Below are 13,642 nucleotides of genomic sequence, written 5' to 3'. Positions count from 1 at the left end.
CCCGGTCGAGCCTCCCGTCCCCCGTTCCGGGCCGGACCACAGGTGTTCTGCACGTTCGTGCACGCAAGTTGCCCGACCGTTCACGAAGGCGCACGATCGATCTCGAACCCAGCGAACCGACCCCAGAAAGCGACGCGTACGCACATGTCGAAGACGACGCAGCCCCGACGCACGGTGACATCGCTCACCGAGCGCCCGAACGCACAGGTCCTCATCGTCGGTGGCGGCATCAACGGCATCGCCACCTTCCGCGACCTCGCCCTGCAGGGCGTCGACGTCGCGCTCGTCGAGCGCGGCGACTACGCCTCCGGCGCCTCAGCGGCGTCGAGCCACATGATCCACGGTGGCATCCGCTACCTCGAGAACGGCGAGTTCCGCCTGGTGCGCGAGAGCGTGCAGGAGCGCAACGGCCTGATCCGCATCGCCCCGCACTACGTCAAGCCGCTGCAGACGACGATGCCGATCTTCTCGACGTTCTCCGGCATCATGAACGCCCCGCTGCGCATGCTGACGCACAAGCAGCGCTCCACCAAGGAGCGCGGCGCGATGCTCATCAAGATCGGCATGACGATCTACGACTCCTTCTCGCGCGACGGCGGCTCGGTCCCGAAGCACGTCTTCCGCACCAAGAAGGCGGCGCTCGAGGACATGCCGGCCCTCAACAAGGACCTGAAGTACACCGGGACCTACTACGACGCCTCCGTGCACGAGCCGGAGCGTCTGGCGCTCGACGTGCTCAAGGACGGCCTGGCCGCAGGCACCGGGACCGGCTCCGCCGCGACCGCCCGCGCGACCAACTACGTCGAGGCAGCCGGCACCCGCGACGGCGGCGTCCTGCTCCGCGACCGCGAGACCGGCGAGGAGTTCGTGTTCACGGCCGACGTCGTGATCAACGCGTCCGGCCCCTGGACCGACCTGACCAACGGCGCCTTCGGTGGCGAGACCAAGTTCATGGGCGGCACGAAGGGCTCGCACATCGTCGTGCACAACGACGAGCTGCTCGAGGCCACGAAGGGTCGTGAACTGTTCTTCGAGAACGACGACGGCCGCATCGTGCTGATCTACCCGCTCAAGGGCCGGGTGCTCATCGGCACGACGGACATCGACGCCGACCCCTCGAAGCCGGTCACGACGACGGACGAGGAGATCGACTACTTCTTCGGGCTCGTCAAGCACGTGTTCCCGCAGATCGAGGTCACGCGCGACCACATCGTCTACAGCTACTCCGGCATCCGCCCGCTCCCCCGCCACGAGGACACCGCCCCCGGCTTCGTCTCCCGTGACTACCGGATCGTGGACACCCCGATCGCCGGACTCCCGAAGAGCACCGTGCTGTCGCTCGTCGGCGGCAAGTGGACGACCTTCCGCGCCCTCGCAGCGCACCTGTCGACCGAGGCCACCACGAAGCTCGGCGTCGCCCGCAAGGTCGACACGACCGGCATGGCGATCGGCGGCGGCAAGGAGTTCCCGACCACCGACGCCCAGCGTGCGCTGTGGATCAAGTCGCACCGCGACGGGCTCGACGCCGGGCTGGTCGACGGACTGCTCGAGCGCTACGGCACCCGCGCGGCCGAGGTCGTCGACGTCCTCACCGACGGGCCGGTCGAGCCGCTCGAGTCCGACCCGGCCCTCACCCGGGCAGAGGTCGCGTACTTCGCCGAGCACGAGCACGCCGTGCACCTGGTCGACGTGGTGCTCCGCCGCACGAACCTCGCGTTCGTCGGTGGCGTCACGATCGACCTGCTCGACGAGCTCGCCGACGTGCTCGCCGGGGTGCTCGGCTGGACGACGGAGGAGCGTGCGGACGAGGTCCAGCGCACCCTCGACGTGCTGCGCGAGTCGCACGGTGTGATCGTGCCGCTGACCGCGGCGCCGGCGCGCGCGTAGACGCGCCGACAGACGGACGGGAGGCTCGGTGCCAGCTGGCACCGAGCCTCCTGTCTGCGCGCGCTCCGCGTGTTGCGACGCGCCAGCGGCGCGCGGCGCCAGCGCCGACCGAGCCTGCGAGGTCGGTTCTGTGGGCGCGACCTAGAACCGCTCGCCGGTCGGGTCCTGCGCGGTCCGGTCGACGAGGTCGTCGCCGCCCATCGGCTCGCCCGCCCAGTCGACCAGGCGCCAGCCGTCGGCGGTGGATCCCTCGAGCTCGACGACCCCGGTGTTCTCCAGGTGTCGGCTCGCACCGAGGTCGTTCGGCGTGTTCTGTGCCGTCACGGCCGACCAGATCCGGATCGCCGCACCGTGGCTGAACGCCGCGGCGACGGCGACGCCGGTGTCCTCGATCTGCCGGATCGCGTCGTCGTAGCGGTCGAAGAAGTCCTCGCCGGTCTCAGCTCCCGGCATCCGGGCCTCGCGCTCCCCCGACGCCCACGCGTAGCAGGCGGCGAGGTAGCGCTGCACGGAGGTCTCGTCCCGAGCACCCTGCAGGTCGCCGGCTTCGATCTCGCGGAGACCGGGGAGCACCACGGGGTCGATCCCGAGCGACGCGGCCAGGGGTGCGGCGGTGACGTGGGTCCGGATCATGCTCGACACGAAGAGCTTCTCGATGCCACGGTCCGCCAAGGCCTCCGGCAGCGCAGCGGCCTGCTGTTGGCCGAGCTCCGTCAGCCCGGGCCCGGGGACCTCGGCGTCGAGGACGCCGTTCACGTTCGCGGGGGTCTGGCCGTGTCGGATGAGCAGCAATCGCATGCTGCCACCCTACGGAACCCGGACGATCAGCCCTGTCGCGTGTTCCACCGCGGGTTCTGCTTGTTGATGACGTAGACCCGGCCGCGACGTCGGACGACCTGCGAGCCGGGGATCTTCTTGAGCGCCTTGAGCGAGTTACGGACCTTCACGGTTGCCTCCTTGTTGATAACGGTTTTCATGTACATTAGCTGACATGCGACCAGCCGTCATCACGCTCGTGTCCGCCCTCCACGAGGTCGACGCCGACCGCGTCGCCGCCCGGCTGACGACCCCGTCCGGCGCAACGGGCAGGCAGCGGGGGCACCGGATGCACGTCACCGGGAGTGCCTTCGCGGCGGCACGGGCGATCGCCGCGAGGACCGACCAGCTCGACCGGGTGTGCGGCCCCGATGCCGAGCACGACCTCGTCGTGACCCTCGCCCCTGGAGCGGACACCCGCGCGGTGGGGATGCTCCTCGCGAACGCGGCCAGGAGCGAGCACGGCGACGACCGGGTCCTCCGGCACGCCGTGGCCGTGCTCCGCGCCGACGACGTCGCACACCTGCTCTGGTCCGACGTGGACGACGCGTTCGTTGCGGCCGACCGGGTCGCCGCACTCGTGGAGTACTCGACCGTGATCGCCCTGGACCGGTTCGCGGGACTGACCGGGCGTCGACGTCGCGCACTGGTGGCACTGCTGCACCGGATGGCACCGCACGCCGTGATCGTGGCACTCGACCGGGTGCGCTCCGCCGCTGACCTGCCGGCGTCGAACGGGGGCGCCGCGCGGCTCCTCGCGACGGGAGCCGGGTGGATGCGGGCGCTGTCGAGCGGGGCGGACCTCGGTCGGGGCACGCGGGACGACCTCGTCACGCTGCGCTACCGGGAGCCGCTGCCGTTCCACCCCGGGCGGCTGGCGACCGTGATCGAGGACGATCTCGCCGCCGGGGTGAACGGCCGGGTGCTGCGCTCCCGGGGGTTCTTCCGCCTGGCGTCTCGTCCCGATCACGTCGGGTCGTGGGCGAGCTTCGGGGCGATGCTCGCGCTCGACCCCACCGCGAACCCGTCGTGGGACGAGGACGCCCCGATCGGGCAGGCGATCTGGTTCGTCGGGGAGCGGCTCGACGTCCCGGGCATCGAGCGCGCACTCGACGGGGCGCTGCTCACGCCGGACGAGCTGCTCGCGGGGCCGGACCTCTGGCGCACGTGGGCGGATCCGTTCCCCGCGTGGCCGGCGCTCGACCACGAGCACGGGCGCGACTGACGGGGCGCCGCGCGGGCGACGGCGCCGTGCGTGCGCCGTGCAGCCCCCGTCGGCCGGAACCGACTCGGAACGACAAGAGCGCTGTCGTACGACAGCGGTTCTGTCGCTCCCCCGCGGCCGCAACAGTCCGCGTCCGCAACATTCGGCGCGCGCAACCGACGACAACGGCGCTGTCGTACGACCACGACCCTGTCGCTCCCACGCGCCCGCAACAGTCCGCGCACGCAAGCGACGACAGCACCGCTGTCGTACGACAGCGACCCTGTCGCTCCCCCGCGCCCGCAACAGTCCGCGCACGCAAGCGACGACAGCACCGTTGTCGTACGACAACGGTGCTGTCGTTCCGAGTCGGGAGCACGGGCCCGCCACGAACGACGCGCGCACCGACGGGAGGCGCGGTGCAAGTCGGACTCGCACCGCGCCTCCCGTCGGTGGTCGCGCTGGGATCGCGCCCCGCTTCGGACACCGCCCCCCGGCGCCACGGGGCGCGATGTTCACGCCGGTGCGCGATCAGCCAAGCCGACGCGCGCGGCGCGCCCTCAGCGCGCGCCGACGCGCGCCTCGCGGGCGGCGTCCTCGGCCGCGAACGGCAGGTCGCCGAGGTCGAGGTTCGGGTTCGTGTCCTGGGTGAGCACGAGCTCGCGGGCCTCGGCGTCGGACTCCACCGCCGGCATCGACCCGGGCAGCGGGCGCCGCGAGGACTCCTTCATGCAGAACACCCCGACCGCGCCGATGACACTCATCGCCATGAGGAAGTACGCCGGTGCCAGCTCGTCGCCGGTCCACGTCAGGAGCGCCTGCACGATGAGCGGCGTCGTCCCACCGAACACGGCGATCGCGATGTTGTACGCGAAGCCCATGCCGCCGTAGCGCGTGTTCGTCGGGAAGAGCGCCGGCAGCGACGCGGCCTGGTTCGACACCCACAGCGCGGTCATCAGCGCGAGCAGCCCGAGACCGAGCAGCGTCGACCACTGCGCACCGTGTCCGATGAGCATGAACGCCGGGATGACGAGCACGACGGTCGTCGCTGCACCGATCCACATCACGACGCGACGGCCGAGCTTGTCGGACAGCTTGCCGGTCAGCGGCAGCATCACGGCGAGGAGCACGAGCACGGGGATCGTGAGCAGCGTGCCGTCGAGCGCGGAGTACCCGAGCGAGTCGGTGAGGTAGGTCGGCATGTACGAGGTCAGCGCGTAGCCGACGGTGTTCGACGCCGCGACGAGCATCACGGCGATGACGATCGGACGCCAGTGCTCCTTGACCATCACGACGACGTTGCGCGGGCGGCCCTGGGCCTCCGCGATCGCCTCGGTCGCAGCGGCCTGCGCGGCCTGGGTCGCCTGGAACACCGGCGACTCCTCGATGCGCAGGCGGAAGTAGATCGCGACGGCGCCGATCACGCCGGCGAGGAGGAACGGCAGACGCCACCCCCACGCGGTCATGGTCTCCTCACCGAGCGAGACCTGGAGCACGGACACGACCGCCGCACCGAGCGCGAAGCCCATGTAGCTCCCGAAGTCGAGGAAGCTCGCGAAGAACCCGCGACGACGATCGGGCGCGTACTCGGTGATGAAGGTCGTGGCGCCGGCGTACTCACCGCCGGTCGAGAAGCCCTGCAGCAGCTTGAGCACGACGAGCAGCACGGGCGCGGCGGCACCGATCAGTGCGAAGTCCGGCAGCGCTCCGATGAGGAACGTCGACGCCGCCATCATGATCAGCGTGGTCGCGAGGACCTTCTGCCGTCCGATCTTGTCGCCGAGGCGCCCGAAGACGATCCCCCCGAGCGGCCGGGCGATGTACGTCGCGGCGAAGACACCGAGACTGAACAGTATCTGGACCGCTGGTTCGGCGGTCGGCAGGAAGACCCGCCCCATCGTGACGGCCAGGTAGCCGTAGACGCCGACGTCGTACCACTCCATCGTGTTGCCGACGACCATTCCGCCGACGGCCTTGCGCATCATGCTCTTGTCGACCACCGTGACGTCGCTCTGGCGGAGCCGTCGACGCGGTCGGGTGGGGGTACTACTGGGGTCGGAACCCATGCACTGCTCCTCGGGTCATCGCCCGGCCGGTTCGCCGGGCTCGACCGGTTCGGGCAACCGGTCGTGAACGGCGTCGAACGTTACCGAGCAACCGAAATGTCATTGGCCGGTGATTCACAGGCAGCGGCGTGTCACCCGGACGGGGGTCACCGCGCTTCCGCGTGTCCATGGGGAACCACAGACCTGCGTAACGAGGTCATAACATCGCGTCATGGCGATCGAACCGGACACGAAGAACTGGACCTGGGTCATCGAGGCCGCGTGCCCGGAGTGCGGCTACGACGGCAGCACGGTGACGATCCGCGACGTGCCGGGGATCATCGAGGCGAACACCACCGGCTGGCCAGCGGAACTCGCGCGGAACGGCGTCCGTGACCGCCCGGACGACCACACCTGGTCGCCCCTCGAGTACGGCGCCCACGTCCGCGACGTGCACCGGAAGATGACCGAACGGCTGGAGCTCATGCTCGCCGAGGACGCCCCGACCTTCCCGAACTGGGACCAGGACGCCACCGCCGAGGTCGATCGCTACGGCGAGCAGGACCCGACGGTCGTGGCGCGGGAGCTCGGCGAGGCCGCACACCGTGCGGCGCGGGCGTTCGACGAGGTCCGGGACGACCAGCTCTCCCGCACGGGGCTGCGATCCGATGGCAGTGCGTTCACGGTCGCGAGCCTCGCGACGTACTACGCACACGACCCGGTGCACCACCTCTGGGACGTGCGGCGCAACCGCGCGTAGCAGGTCGAATCGCACGTCGGAGGTCGGTTTTTCCGCCCACCGACGCGCGTTTCCGCCGTCCAGGGCGGGTGCGACGGGTGCGAGCGCACATGCAGGGCGGACGGGAGGCTCGTGGCGGGACCGCCACGAGCCTCCCGTCCGGTGAGTGGCTCAGGCCAACGCGTCGAGCAGCGCGCGCGCCGTCGCGGCGTCCGTCACCAGCTCGTTGACCAGGCCGCCGCGGACGGCGCCGATGATGCTGGGCACCTTCGACTCCCCGACCGCCATGCCCACGGCGTGCGGGACCGCGGCGAGCACCTCGCGCGAGGTCCGCACCATCCGGTCGCTGCCGGGGAACTCGATCGCCGACCCGTCCGGCGCGTAGAAGTTCAGGCAGACGTCACCGGCCGCCCGGTCGAAGGCCTGGTCCTCGACCGGGACGCCCCGCGCGAGTGCGTCGCGGGTCGGGGTCGGTGCGCCGATGCCGAGGATGGCGCCCTTCGCCCGGCTCCACAGCCCGATGACGTGCTGGAACGCCGGGTCCTCGTCGAGGGAGGCGCGCATCGCCTCGGACGGCAGCGCCTGCGCGAACAGGAACGCCGGGATCGCACCGGAGCGCTCGGCCGCGGTCCGGGTGATCTCGTTCGTCTGGAACCACGGCATCGGGTCGGCCTGACCACCCACCGTCGGGACGAGCTGCACACCGGTGAGCGGGGGCATGCCGGCGTGGGCGACGTCGTAGACCGTGCGGCCGGACGACATCAGGACCGCGTCACCAGGGACGAGCGCCATGCCGTCGACGGCTGCTGCGAGCGGGGCGGCGAGGTCGGCACCGAGCGTCGCCGTGTGCGTCACCGCGGCGAGGTGGACGGCGCGGAGCCCGAGGACCACCTGGAGCCGTTCGGCGAGCGCGACGGTCTCGTCCTGGAACGGGTCGACGACCTCGATGCGGACGAGTCCCGCGCGCCTGGCCTCGGCGACCAGTCGGGAGACCGTCGGCCGGGACACGCCGAGGCGCGAGGCGATCTCGACCTGGGTGGCGTCCTCGAGGTAGTACATCCGCGCGGCCTGGTACACCGTGTCGAGCGGGAATCGGCTGCGCCCGGCGTCCGTGGGAGATGACTCGGCGGACATGGAGCGGGACCTTCCCTCGGGGTGGACGCGGACCACGTGTCCGGCGTCGCGGATGGACACCGTGATCGTAGTCCCGGCGCGGGTCACCGGATCGTGAACCCGCCGTCCACCCGGAGGTCGGCACCGTTCACCATCGCGCTCGACTCCCCGGCGAGGAACAGCACGGCCGCGGCGATCTCGTCCGGGGTCGCGAAGCGTCCGGTCGGGATCTCGTCCTGGTGCCTGATGCCGTTCTCGTTCGCCCAGGCTGCCTTGCCGAGGTCCGTCAGCACGACGGTCGGCGACACGGTGTTCACGGTGACACCGCGTCCGCCCCACTCGAGGGCGAGGACTCGGGTCATGCCGATGACGCCGGCCTTCGACGCGCAGTACGCGGCGTGCCCGTCGATGCCGACGTGTGCCGCCTGCGACGCGATGTTCACGATGCGGCCGTACCCGGCGGCGAGCATGTGACGCCCAGCAGCCTGGGCGACGCGGTAGGTGCCGGTGAGGTTGACGTCGATGGTCTTCGCCCACGCGCCCGGCTCGAGGTCCTCGGCCGGGGCGAGCGCGACGATGCCGGCGCAGTTCACGAGCACGTCGATGCGCCCGAAGCCGTCGACGACGTCGGCGATCGTGCGTGCGACGGAGGTCTCGTCGGTGACGTCGCACCCGAATCCGGCGTGGTGGCCTCCGGTCAGTGCAGCGGCGGCATCCGATGCACCGTCGGACCGGACGTCGACGATCGCGACGCGGGCACCTCGTTCGGCGAGCGCCCTGGCGATGGCGTTGCCGATCCCCGATGCACCCCCGGTGACGATCGCGGTGCGACCGGTGAAGTCGTTCGTCAGGTCGACGGTGTCCGGACCGGGGCGGAGTGCGGCGGCGAAGTCGGTGGTCATGGTGCGCTCCCTTGCGATCACGATGCGGCTGCGGTGCCGCTGTGCCGAACCTATCAGAAATTGTGTTCTGGACAAACGTTCCGAGGGGTGTACAGTCGACGCCGAAGCGACCCAACGAAGGAGCAGCTGATGTCGACGACGACGCAGACCACGGCCAGCACCACGGCCGACACGACCATCCCGACGACGATGCGTGCCGTCGTCGTCCACGGCCCTGGCGACTACCGCCTCGAGACCCGCCCCGTGCCGACACCCGGCCCCGGAGAGCTCCTGCTCCGCACGGACGCGGTCGGCATCTGCGCGAGCGACCTGAAGTGCTACCACGGCGCCGCGAAGTTCTGGGGCGACGAGAACCGCCCGGCGTGGGCCGAGAAGGACCGTATCCCCGGGCACGAGTTCGTCGGCACGATCGTCGCCGGCGACGACGAAACGCTTGCCAAGCGCAAGGTCACGATCGGCGACCGCATCGCCTGCGAGCAGATCGTGCCGTGCTGGGAGTGCAAGTACTGCCTCGAGGGCGCGTACTGGATGTGCAACGTGCACGACATGTTCGGCTTCAAGGGCTACGACGGCGCGATGGCCGAGTACGTCCTCGTGCCGGCCAAGGCACTGACGCACCCGGTGTCGCACGCCCTGCCCGGCCAGGTCGCCGCCTTCGCCGAGCCCCTCTCGTGCGCCTTCCACGCCGTCGAGCGCGGCGACATCAAGTTCGGCGACACCGTCGTGATCGCCGGCGCCGGCCCGATCGGCCTGTCCGCCATCGCCGGTGCCCGTCAGAAGAACCCGCTGCGCATCATCGCGCTCGACGTCGTCGACGCCAAGCTGGAGCTCGCCCGCAAGGTCGGCGCCGACCTGACGATCAACATCGCGAACGAGGACGCCGTCGCCCGCGTCAAGGAACTCACCGACGGCTACGGCGCCGACGTCTACATCGAGGCGACCGGCCACCCGTCCGCGGTGCCGCAGGGACTCAACCTGCTCCGCAAGCTCGGCACGTTCGTCGAGTACTCGGTCTTCAAGGACAACGTCTCCGTCGACTGGTCGATCATCTCCGACGACAAGGAGCTCGACATCCGCGGTGCCCACCTCGGCCCGCACACCTGGCCGGCGGCGATCAAGCTGCTCGAGACCGAGACGCTGCCGATGTCGGAGATCTGCACGCACCAGTTCCCGCTCGAGCGCTTCCAGGAGGCCCTCGACCTGGTCGGCGACTCCGCCGGCGCCAGCGTCAAGGTGTCGATCATCCCGTCCCTGCAGGCCTGAGCCCCGCGCGACCACAGGAGTCAACCCAGATGTCAACGACGACACAGCGTGCCACCGGCGCGCCCACCGCACCCCGGGTCGAGGGCCGCCTCGACAAGATGGGCATCCCTCGCCCGCTCGCCCTCGGCTTCCTCGCCGTCCTGGTCTTCATGACCGGGAACGGCGTCGAGTCGAACTTCATCACGCCGCACATGGTCGCGGTCCTCGGTTCCCCCGAGGCCACCGTCGCGACCATCGTGACGTTCTACAGCCTCGCCGCGCTGGTCGGCAGCTACATCTCCGGCGCCCTCGCCGACCTGATCGGGCCGCGCAAGGTGATGATCATCGGGTTCGCGGTCTGGGTGGTGTTCGAGGTCCTGTTCCTCATCGCGCTCGGCCTCGGCAGCGTGCCCTTCGCCGCGGTCACCTACGCGATCCGCGGCTTCGGGTACCCGCTCTTCGCCTTCGCCTTCCTGGTGTGGGTGAACATCACCACGCCGGTGGAGCGCAACGGCTCGGCCGTCGGCTGGTTCTACGTCGCCTTCACCGGCGGCCTGCCCACGCTCGGATCGCTCTTCGCGATCGGGGCCATCCCGGTCTTCGGCGGCGGCACGGTCGGCGAGACCGGCGCGATGGTCGCCTCGATCGGCCTGGTCGTGATCGGGTTCCTGATCCTGCTGTTCGGCGTCCGGCTGCCGAACGGGTTCTCGCGGATCGCACCGGAGGGCGAGAGCGCCTGGCGCGTGCTGACGAGCGGCATCCGGCTGACCGCCACCCGCCCGAAGATCCTGATGGGCTTCCTCGTCCGCCTGATCAACACCGCGCCCGAGTTCGGCATGTTCGTCGTCCTGCCCGCCGTCATCGCGAACGAGCGCGGCTGGGGACAGAGCCGGTGGCTGCTCATGACGGTGTGCGTCTACGCGACGAACATCCTCGTGAACGCCCTGTTCGGCTGGGTCGGCGACAAGATCGGCTGGCAGCGCACCGTCAAGTGGTTCGGCATCATGGGCTCCGCGATCGGCCTCGTCGCCTGGTGGTACGTCCCGCAGCTCGTCCCCGCCGGCTCGACCTGGGGCTACGTGCTCTCCGTGATCGCCGGGTGCGTGTTCGGCTGCCTGCTCGCCGGCTTCGTCCCGATGGGCGCGATCATGCCGGCGCTCGCCCCCGAGCACAAGGGCGCAGCGATGGCGATGTACACCACGGCTGCCGGCGGCGCGGCGTTCCTCGGCACCGGTGTCGTGGCCGCGGTCCTCGCCCTCGGTGGTGGCGGCCAGGCCGTCACGTGGACGTTCGTCGGCCTCTACGCCTGCGCGTTCGTGATGATCCACTTCCTCAAGGTCCCGCAGGGCGAGACGGGCGCGCACGGTCGAACGTCGTCCCAGGCCACGAGCGCACACTGAGTTCCGGGCGACGGCGGCCGTCCCGTCGTCGCCCGGTGCACCATCCACCTCCACACGAAGGACAGCACCACATGACCACGATCCACGACGACCCGGACGAGTTCGCGGAGGACCAGCTCGCCGGCTGGCTCGCGCTGTACGCCGACCGGGTGCGCGGTGTCCACGGCGGCGTCGTCGCCCTGCCGACCGAGGGGGCGGACCCGCAGGTCGCGGTCGTCGTCGGCGGCGGATCCGGTCACTACCCCGCGTTCTGCGGTGTGGTCGGCCCCGGCTTCGCCACCGGCGCCGTCGTCGGCAACATCTTCACCTCGCCGTCGACCGCCCAGGTCTACGCGGTCGCCAAGGCCGCCGACCAGGGCAAGGGCGTCGTGCTGTCGTTCGGCAACTACGCCGGCGACACGATGAACTTCGGGCTCGCCGCCGAGCGGTTGAACGCCGAGGGCATCGACACGCGGATCGTGATCGTCACCGACGACATCGCGAGCGCCGACGAGGAGTCGAAGCGCCGCGGGATCGCCGGGGACTTCTCGGTGTTCAAGGCGATGGGCGCGGCCGCCGCCTCCGGCGCCACCCTCGACGAGGTCGAACGCATCGGGAACGCGTCCAACGCGGCGACCCGCACGATCGGCGTCGCGTTCTCCGGCTGCACCATGCCCGGCGCGACCGAGCCGCTGTTCACCGTGCCGGACGGTCACCTCGGCCTCGGACTCGGTATCCACGGCGAACCCGGCATCGAGGACGTCCCACTCCTCCGCGCGACCGAGCTCGCGTCCCTGCTGGTGTCGCGGCTGCTCGACGACCGCCCCGCCGGAGCCGGCACGCGCGTCGCACCGATCCTGAACGGCCTCGGCGACACGAAGTACGAAGAGCTGTTCCTGCTCTGGGGCCGCGTGCTCCCGCTGCTCCGGGACGCCGGCATCGAGGTCGTCGAACCCGAGGTCGGCGAGCTCGTGACGAGCCTCGACATGGGCGGCTGCTCGCTCACGCTGCAGTGGCTCGACGACGAGCTCGAAACGCTGTGGCGCGCCGATGCCTACACGCCCGCGTACCGCAAGGTGGCGGCGCCGGTCAGCGCGCTCGTACCGGCCGAGGCGGTGGCCGACGCCGAGGAGGCGGCGACCGTCGTGCCGGAGGCGACCGATGCCTCCAGGCAGGCGGCGCAGACGGTCCGCAGCGCGGTCGAGGCGATCGACGCGCTCCTCCGTGAGCACGAGGAGGAACTCGGCCGGATCGACGCGGTCGCCGGTGACGGCGACCACGGTCGCGGCATGGTCAAGGGGATCGGTGCCGCCCGCAAGGCGGTCGACCGGGTCGGACAGGAGGCAGGGGTCGCCTTCGTCCTCGGACGCGCCGGTGACGCGTGGGCCGAGTTCGCGGGCGGCACCTCCGGGGTCCTGTGGGGTGCGGCGCTCGAGGCCTTCGGCCGCTCGCTCGGCGACGACCGGGACGCGTACGAGGCGTCGGACGTCGTGGCCGCCGCGCAGGCCTTCGCGGACTCGATCGTGCACCTCGGCGGCGCATCGCGAGGGGACAAGACGCTCCTCGACGCCCTGCTGCCGTTCGTGGATGCACTGCGGTCCTCGGTCGATGCCGGGGACTCGCTCACCGAGGCGTGGCAGGCTGCCGCCCAGGTCGCGGTGTCGGAAGCCGCGGCGACCGCCGACCTCACGCCGAAGGTCGGGCGTGCCCGACCGCTGGCGGAGAAGAGCCTGGGGACACCCGACGCGGGTGCCACCTCGATGGGAATGATCCTGACGCGTGTCGGCGAGGTCCTCGCTGCGCGCACCGCAGACAAGGAAGGAACGAACGCATGACGTACCGTCTCGTGATCGGCTCGGACGACGCCGGATTCGACTACAAGGAGATCATCAAGCAGGACCTGCTGGTCGACGACCGGGTCTCGGACGTCACCGACGTCGGAGTGGACGCGGACGGGCACACCGCCTACCCGCACGTCGCCGTGGACGCTGCCCGGATGGTGGCGAACGGTGAGGCCGACCGCGCCATCCTGATCTGCGGCACCGGGCTCGGCGTCGCGATCAGCGCGAACAAGGTCCCCGGGATCCGGGCCGTGACCGCGCACGACTCGTTCAGCGTCGAGCGCTCGGTCCTGTCGAACGACGCCCAGGTCCTCTGCATGGGGCAGCGGGTCATCGGCGTGGAACTCGCACGGCGCCTCGCTCGTGAGTGGTTGGGCTACGAGTTCGACACGTCGTCCGCCAGCGCCGCGAAGGTCCAGGCGATCTGCGAGTACGACGGCAGCGCCCCCGCCGGCGTCGACGCGTCCGCGTAGG

Annotated in this window: 12 protein-coding genes; 7 read left to right on the top strand and 5 right to left on the bottom strand. The window is 70.8% G+C overall.

What is annotated here, in order from left to right; translation table 11 throughout:
* Positions 1 to 144: 144 nt before the first annotated feature.
* Positions 145 to 1,887 carry an FAD-dependent oxidoreductase gene (locus ACEN9V_RS17295; RefSeq protein WP_413601349.1) on the top strand — a complete coding sequence of 581 codons (1,743 nt, stop codon included), beginning with the start codon at positions 145 to 147 and terminating at the stop codon, positions 1,885 to 1,887.
* A gap of 141 nt (positions 1,888 to 2,028) precedes the next feature.
* On the opposite strand, the gene ACEN9V_RS17290 is transcribed toward ACEN9V_RS17295, so the two are convergent.
* Entirely contained in the window at positions 2,029 to 2,685 is a 657-nt protein-coding gene (locus tag ACEN9V_RS17290; RefSeq protein WP_413601348.1) for a histidine phosphatase family protein, read from the bottom strand.
* Between the two features lie 26 nt (positions 2,686 to 2,711).
* Entirely contained in the window at positions 2,712 to 2,834 is a 123-nt protein-coding gene (gene ykgO / locus ACEN9V_RS17285; RefSeq protein ID WP_022905672.1) for a type B 50S ribosomal protein L36, read from the bottom strand.
* A 44-nt stretch (positions 2,835 to 2,878) separates the two neighbouring features.
* Here ykgO and ACEN9V_RS17280 point away from each other — a divergent pair, with 44 nt between their 5' ends.
* Positions 2,879 to 3,928 (top strand): GTP-binding protein, encoded by a 1,050-nt coding sequence (locus ACEN9V_RS17280; RefSeq protein WP_413601347.1) that lies wholly within the window; start codon positions 2,879 to 2,881, stop codon positions 3,926 to 3,928.
* A gap of 539 nt (positions 3,929 to 4,467) precedes the next feature.
* On the opposite strand, the gene ACEN9V_RS17275 is transcribed toward ACEN9V_RS17280, so the two are convergent.
* The gene (locus ACEN9V_RS17275; protein ID WP_413601346.1) at positions 4,468 to 5,973 is read right to left on the bottom strand and encodes an MFS transporter; all 1,506 of its coding nucleotides are present in this window, start codon (positions 5,971 to 5,973) and stop codon (positions 4,468 to 4,470) included.
* Between the two features lie 211 nt (positions 5,974 to 6,184).
* On the opposite strand from ACEN9V_RS17275, the gene ACEN9V_RS17270 reads away from it, so the two are divergent.
* On the top strand, positions 6,185 to 6,712 hold the full coding sequence (locus ACEN9V_RS17270; protein WP_413601345.1) for a DinB family protein: 528 nt from the start codon (positions 6,185 to 6,187) through the stop codon (positions 6,710 to 6,712).
* Between the two features lie 150 nt (positions 6,713 to 6,862).
* Here ACEN9V_RS17270 and ACEN9V_RS17265 read toward each other — a convergent pair whose 3' ends face one another.
* The gene (locus ACEN9V_RS17265; protein WP_413601344.1) at positions 6,863 to 7,825 is read right to left on the bottom strand and encodes a sugar-binding transcriptional regulator; all 963 of its coding nucleotides are present in this window, start codon (positions 7,823 to 7,825) and stop codon (positions 6,863 to 6,865) included.
* An 83-nt stretch (positions 7,826 to 7,908) separates the two neighbouring features.
* Positions 7,909 to 8,706, bottom strand: a complete 798-nt coding sequence (locus tag ACEN9V_RS17260; protein ID WP_413601343.1) for a GolD/DthD family dehydrogenase — start codon at positions 8,704 to 8,706, stop codon at positions 7,909 to 7,911.
* Positions 8,707 to 8,835: 129 nt separating this feature from the next.
* Here ACEN9V_RS17260 and ACEN9V_RS17255 point away from each other — a divergent pair, with 129 nt between their 5' ends.
* The 4 genes from ACEN9V_RS17255 (at position 8,836) to ACEN9V_RS17240 (ending at position 13,641) form a co-directional block, all read left to right on the top strand.
* Entirely contained in the window at positions 8,836 to 9,969 is a 1,134-nt protein-coding gene (locus ACEN9V_RS17255; protein WP_413601342.1) for a zinc-binding dehydrogenase, read from the top strand.
* Between the two features lie 29 nt (positions 9,970 to 9,998).
* A complete protein-coding gene (locus ACEN9V_RS17250) occupies positions 9,999 to 11,348 on the top strand; it encodes an MFS transporter (RefSeq protein ID WP_281265306.1) in 1,350 nt (449 codons plus the stop codon).
* Positions 11,349 to 11,419: 71 nt separating this feature from the next.
* Positions 11,420 to 13,162 carry a dihydroxyacetone kinase family protein gene (locus ACEN9V_RS17245; protein ID WP_413601341.1) on the top strand — a complete coding sequence of 581 codons (1,743 nt, stop codon included), beginning with the start codon at positions 11,420 to 11,422 and terminating at the stop codon, positions 13,160 to 13,162.
* A complete protein-coding gene (locus ACEN9V_RS17240) occupies positions 13,159 to 13,641 on the top strand; it encodes a ribose-5-phosphate isomerase (protein WP_413601340.1) in 483 nt (160 codons plus the stop codon). Before ACEN9V_RS17245 ends, ACEN9V_RS17240 begins: the two co-directional genes overlap by 4 nt.
* Position 13,642: the final 1 nt, after the last annotated feature.

Origin of the sequence: Curtobacterium sp. Curtsp57 (assembly GCF_047324335.1) — a bacterium.
In the GTDB taxonomy this organism is placed as follows: Bacteria; Actinomycetota; Actinomycetes; order Actinomycetales; family Microbacteriaceae; genus Curtobacterium.
This window is presented reverse-complemented; position numbering and strand designations above follow the sequence as displayed.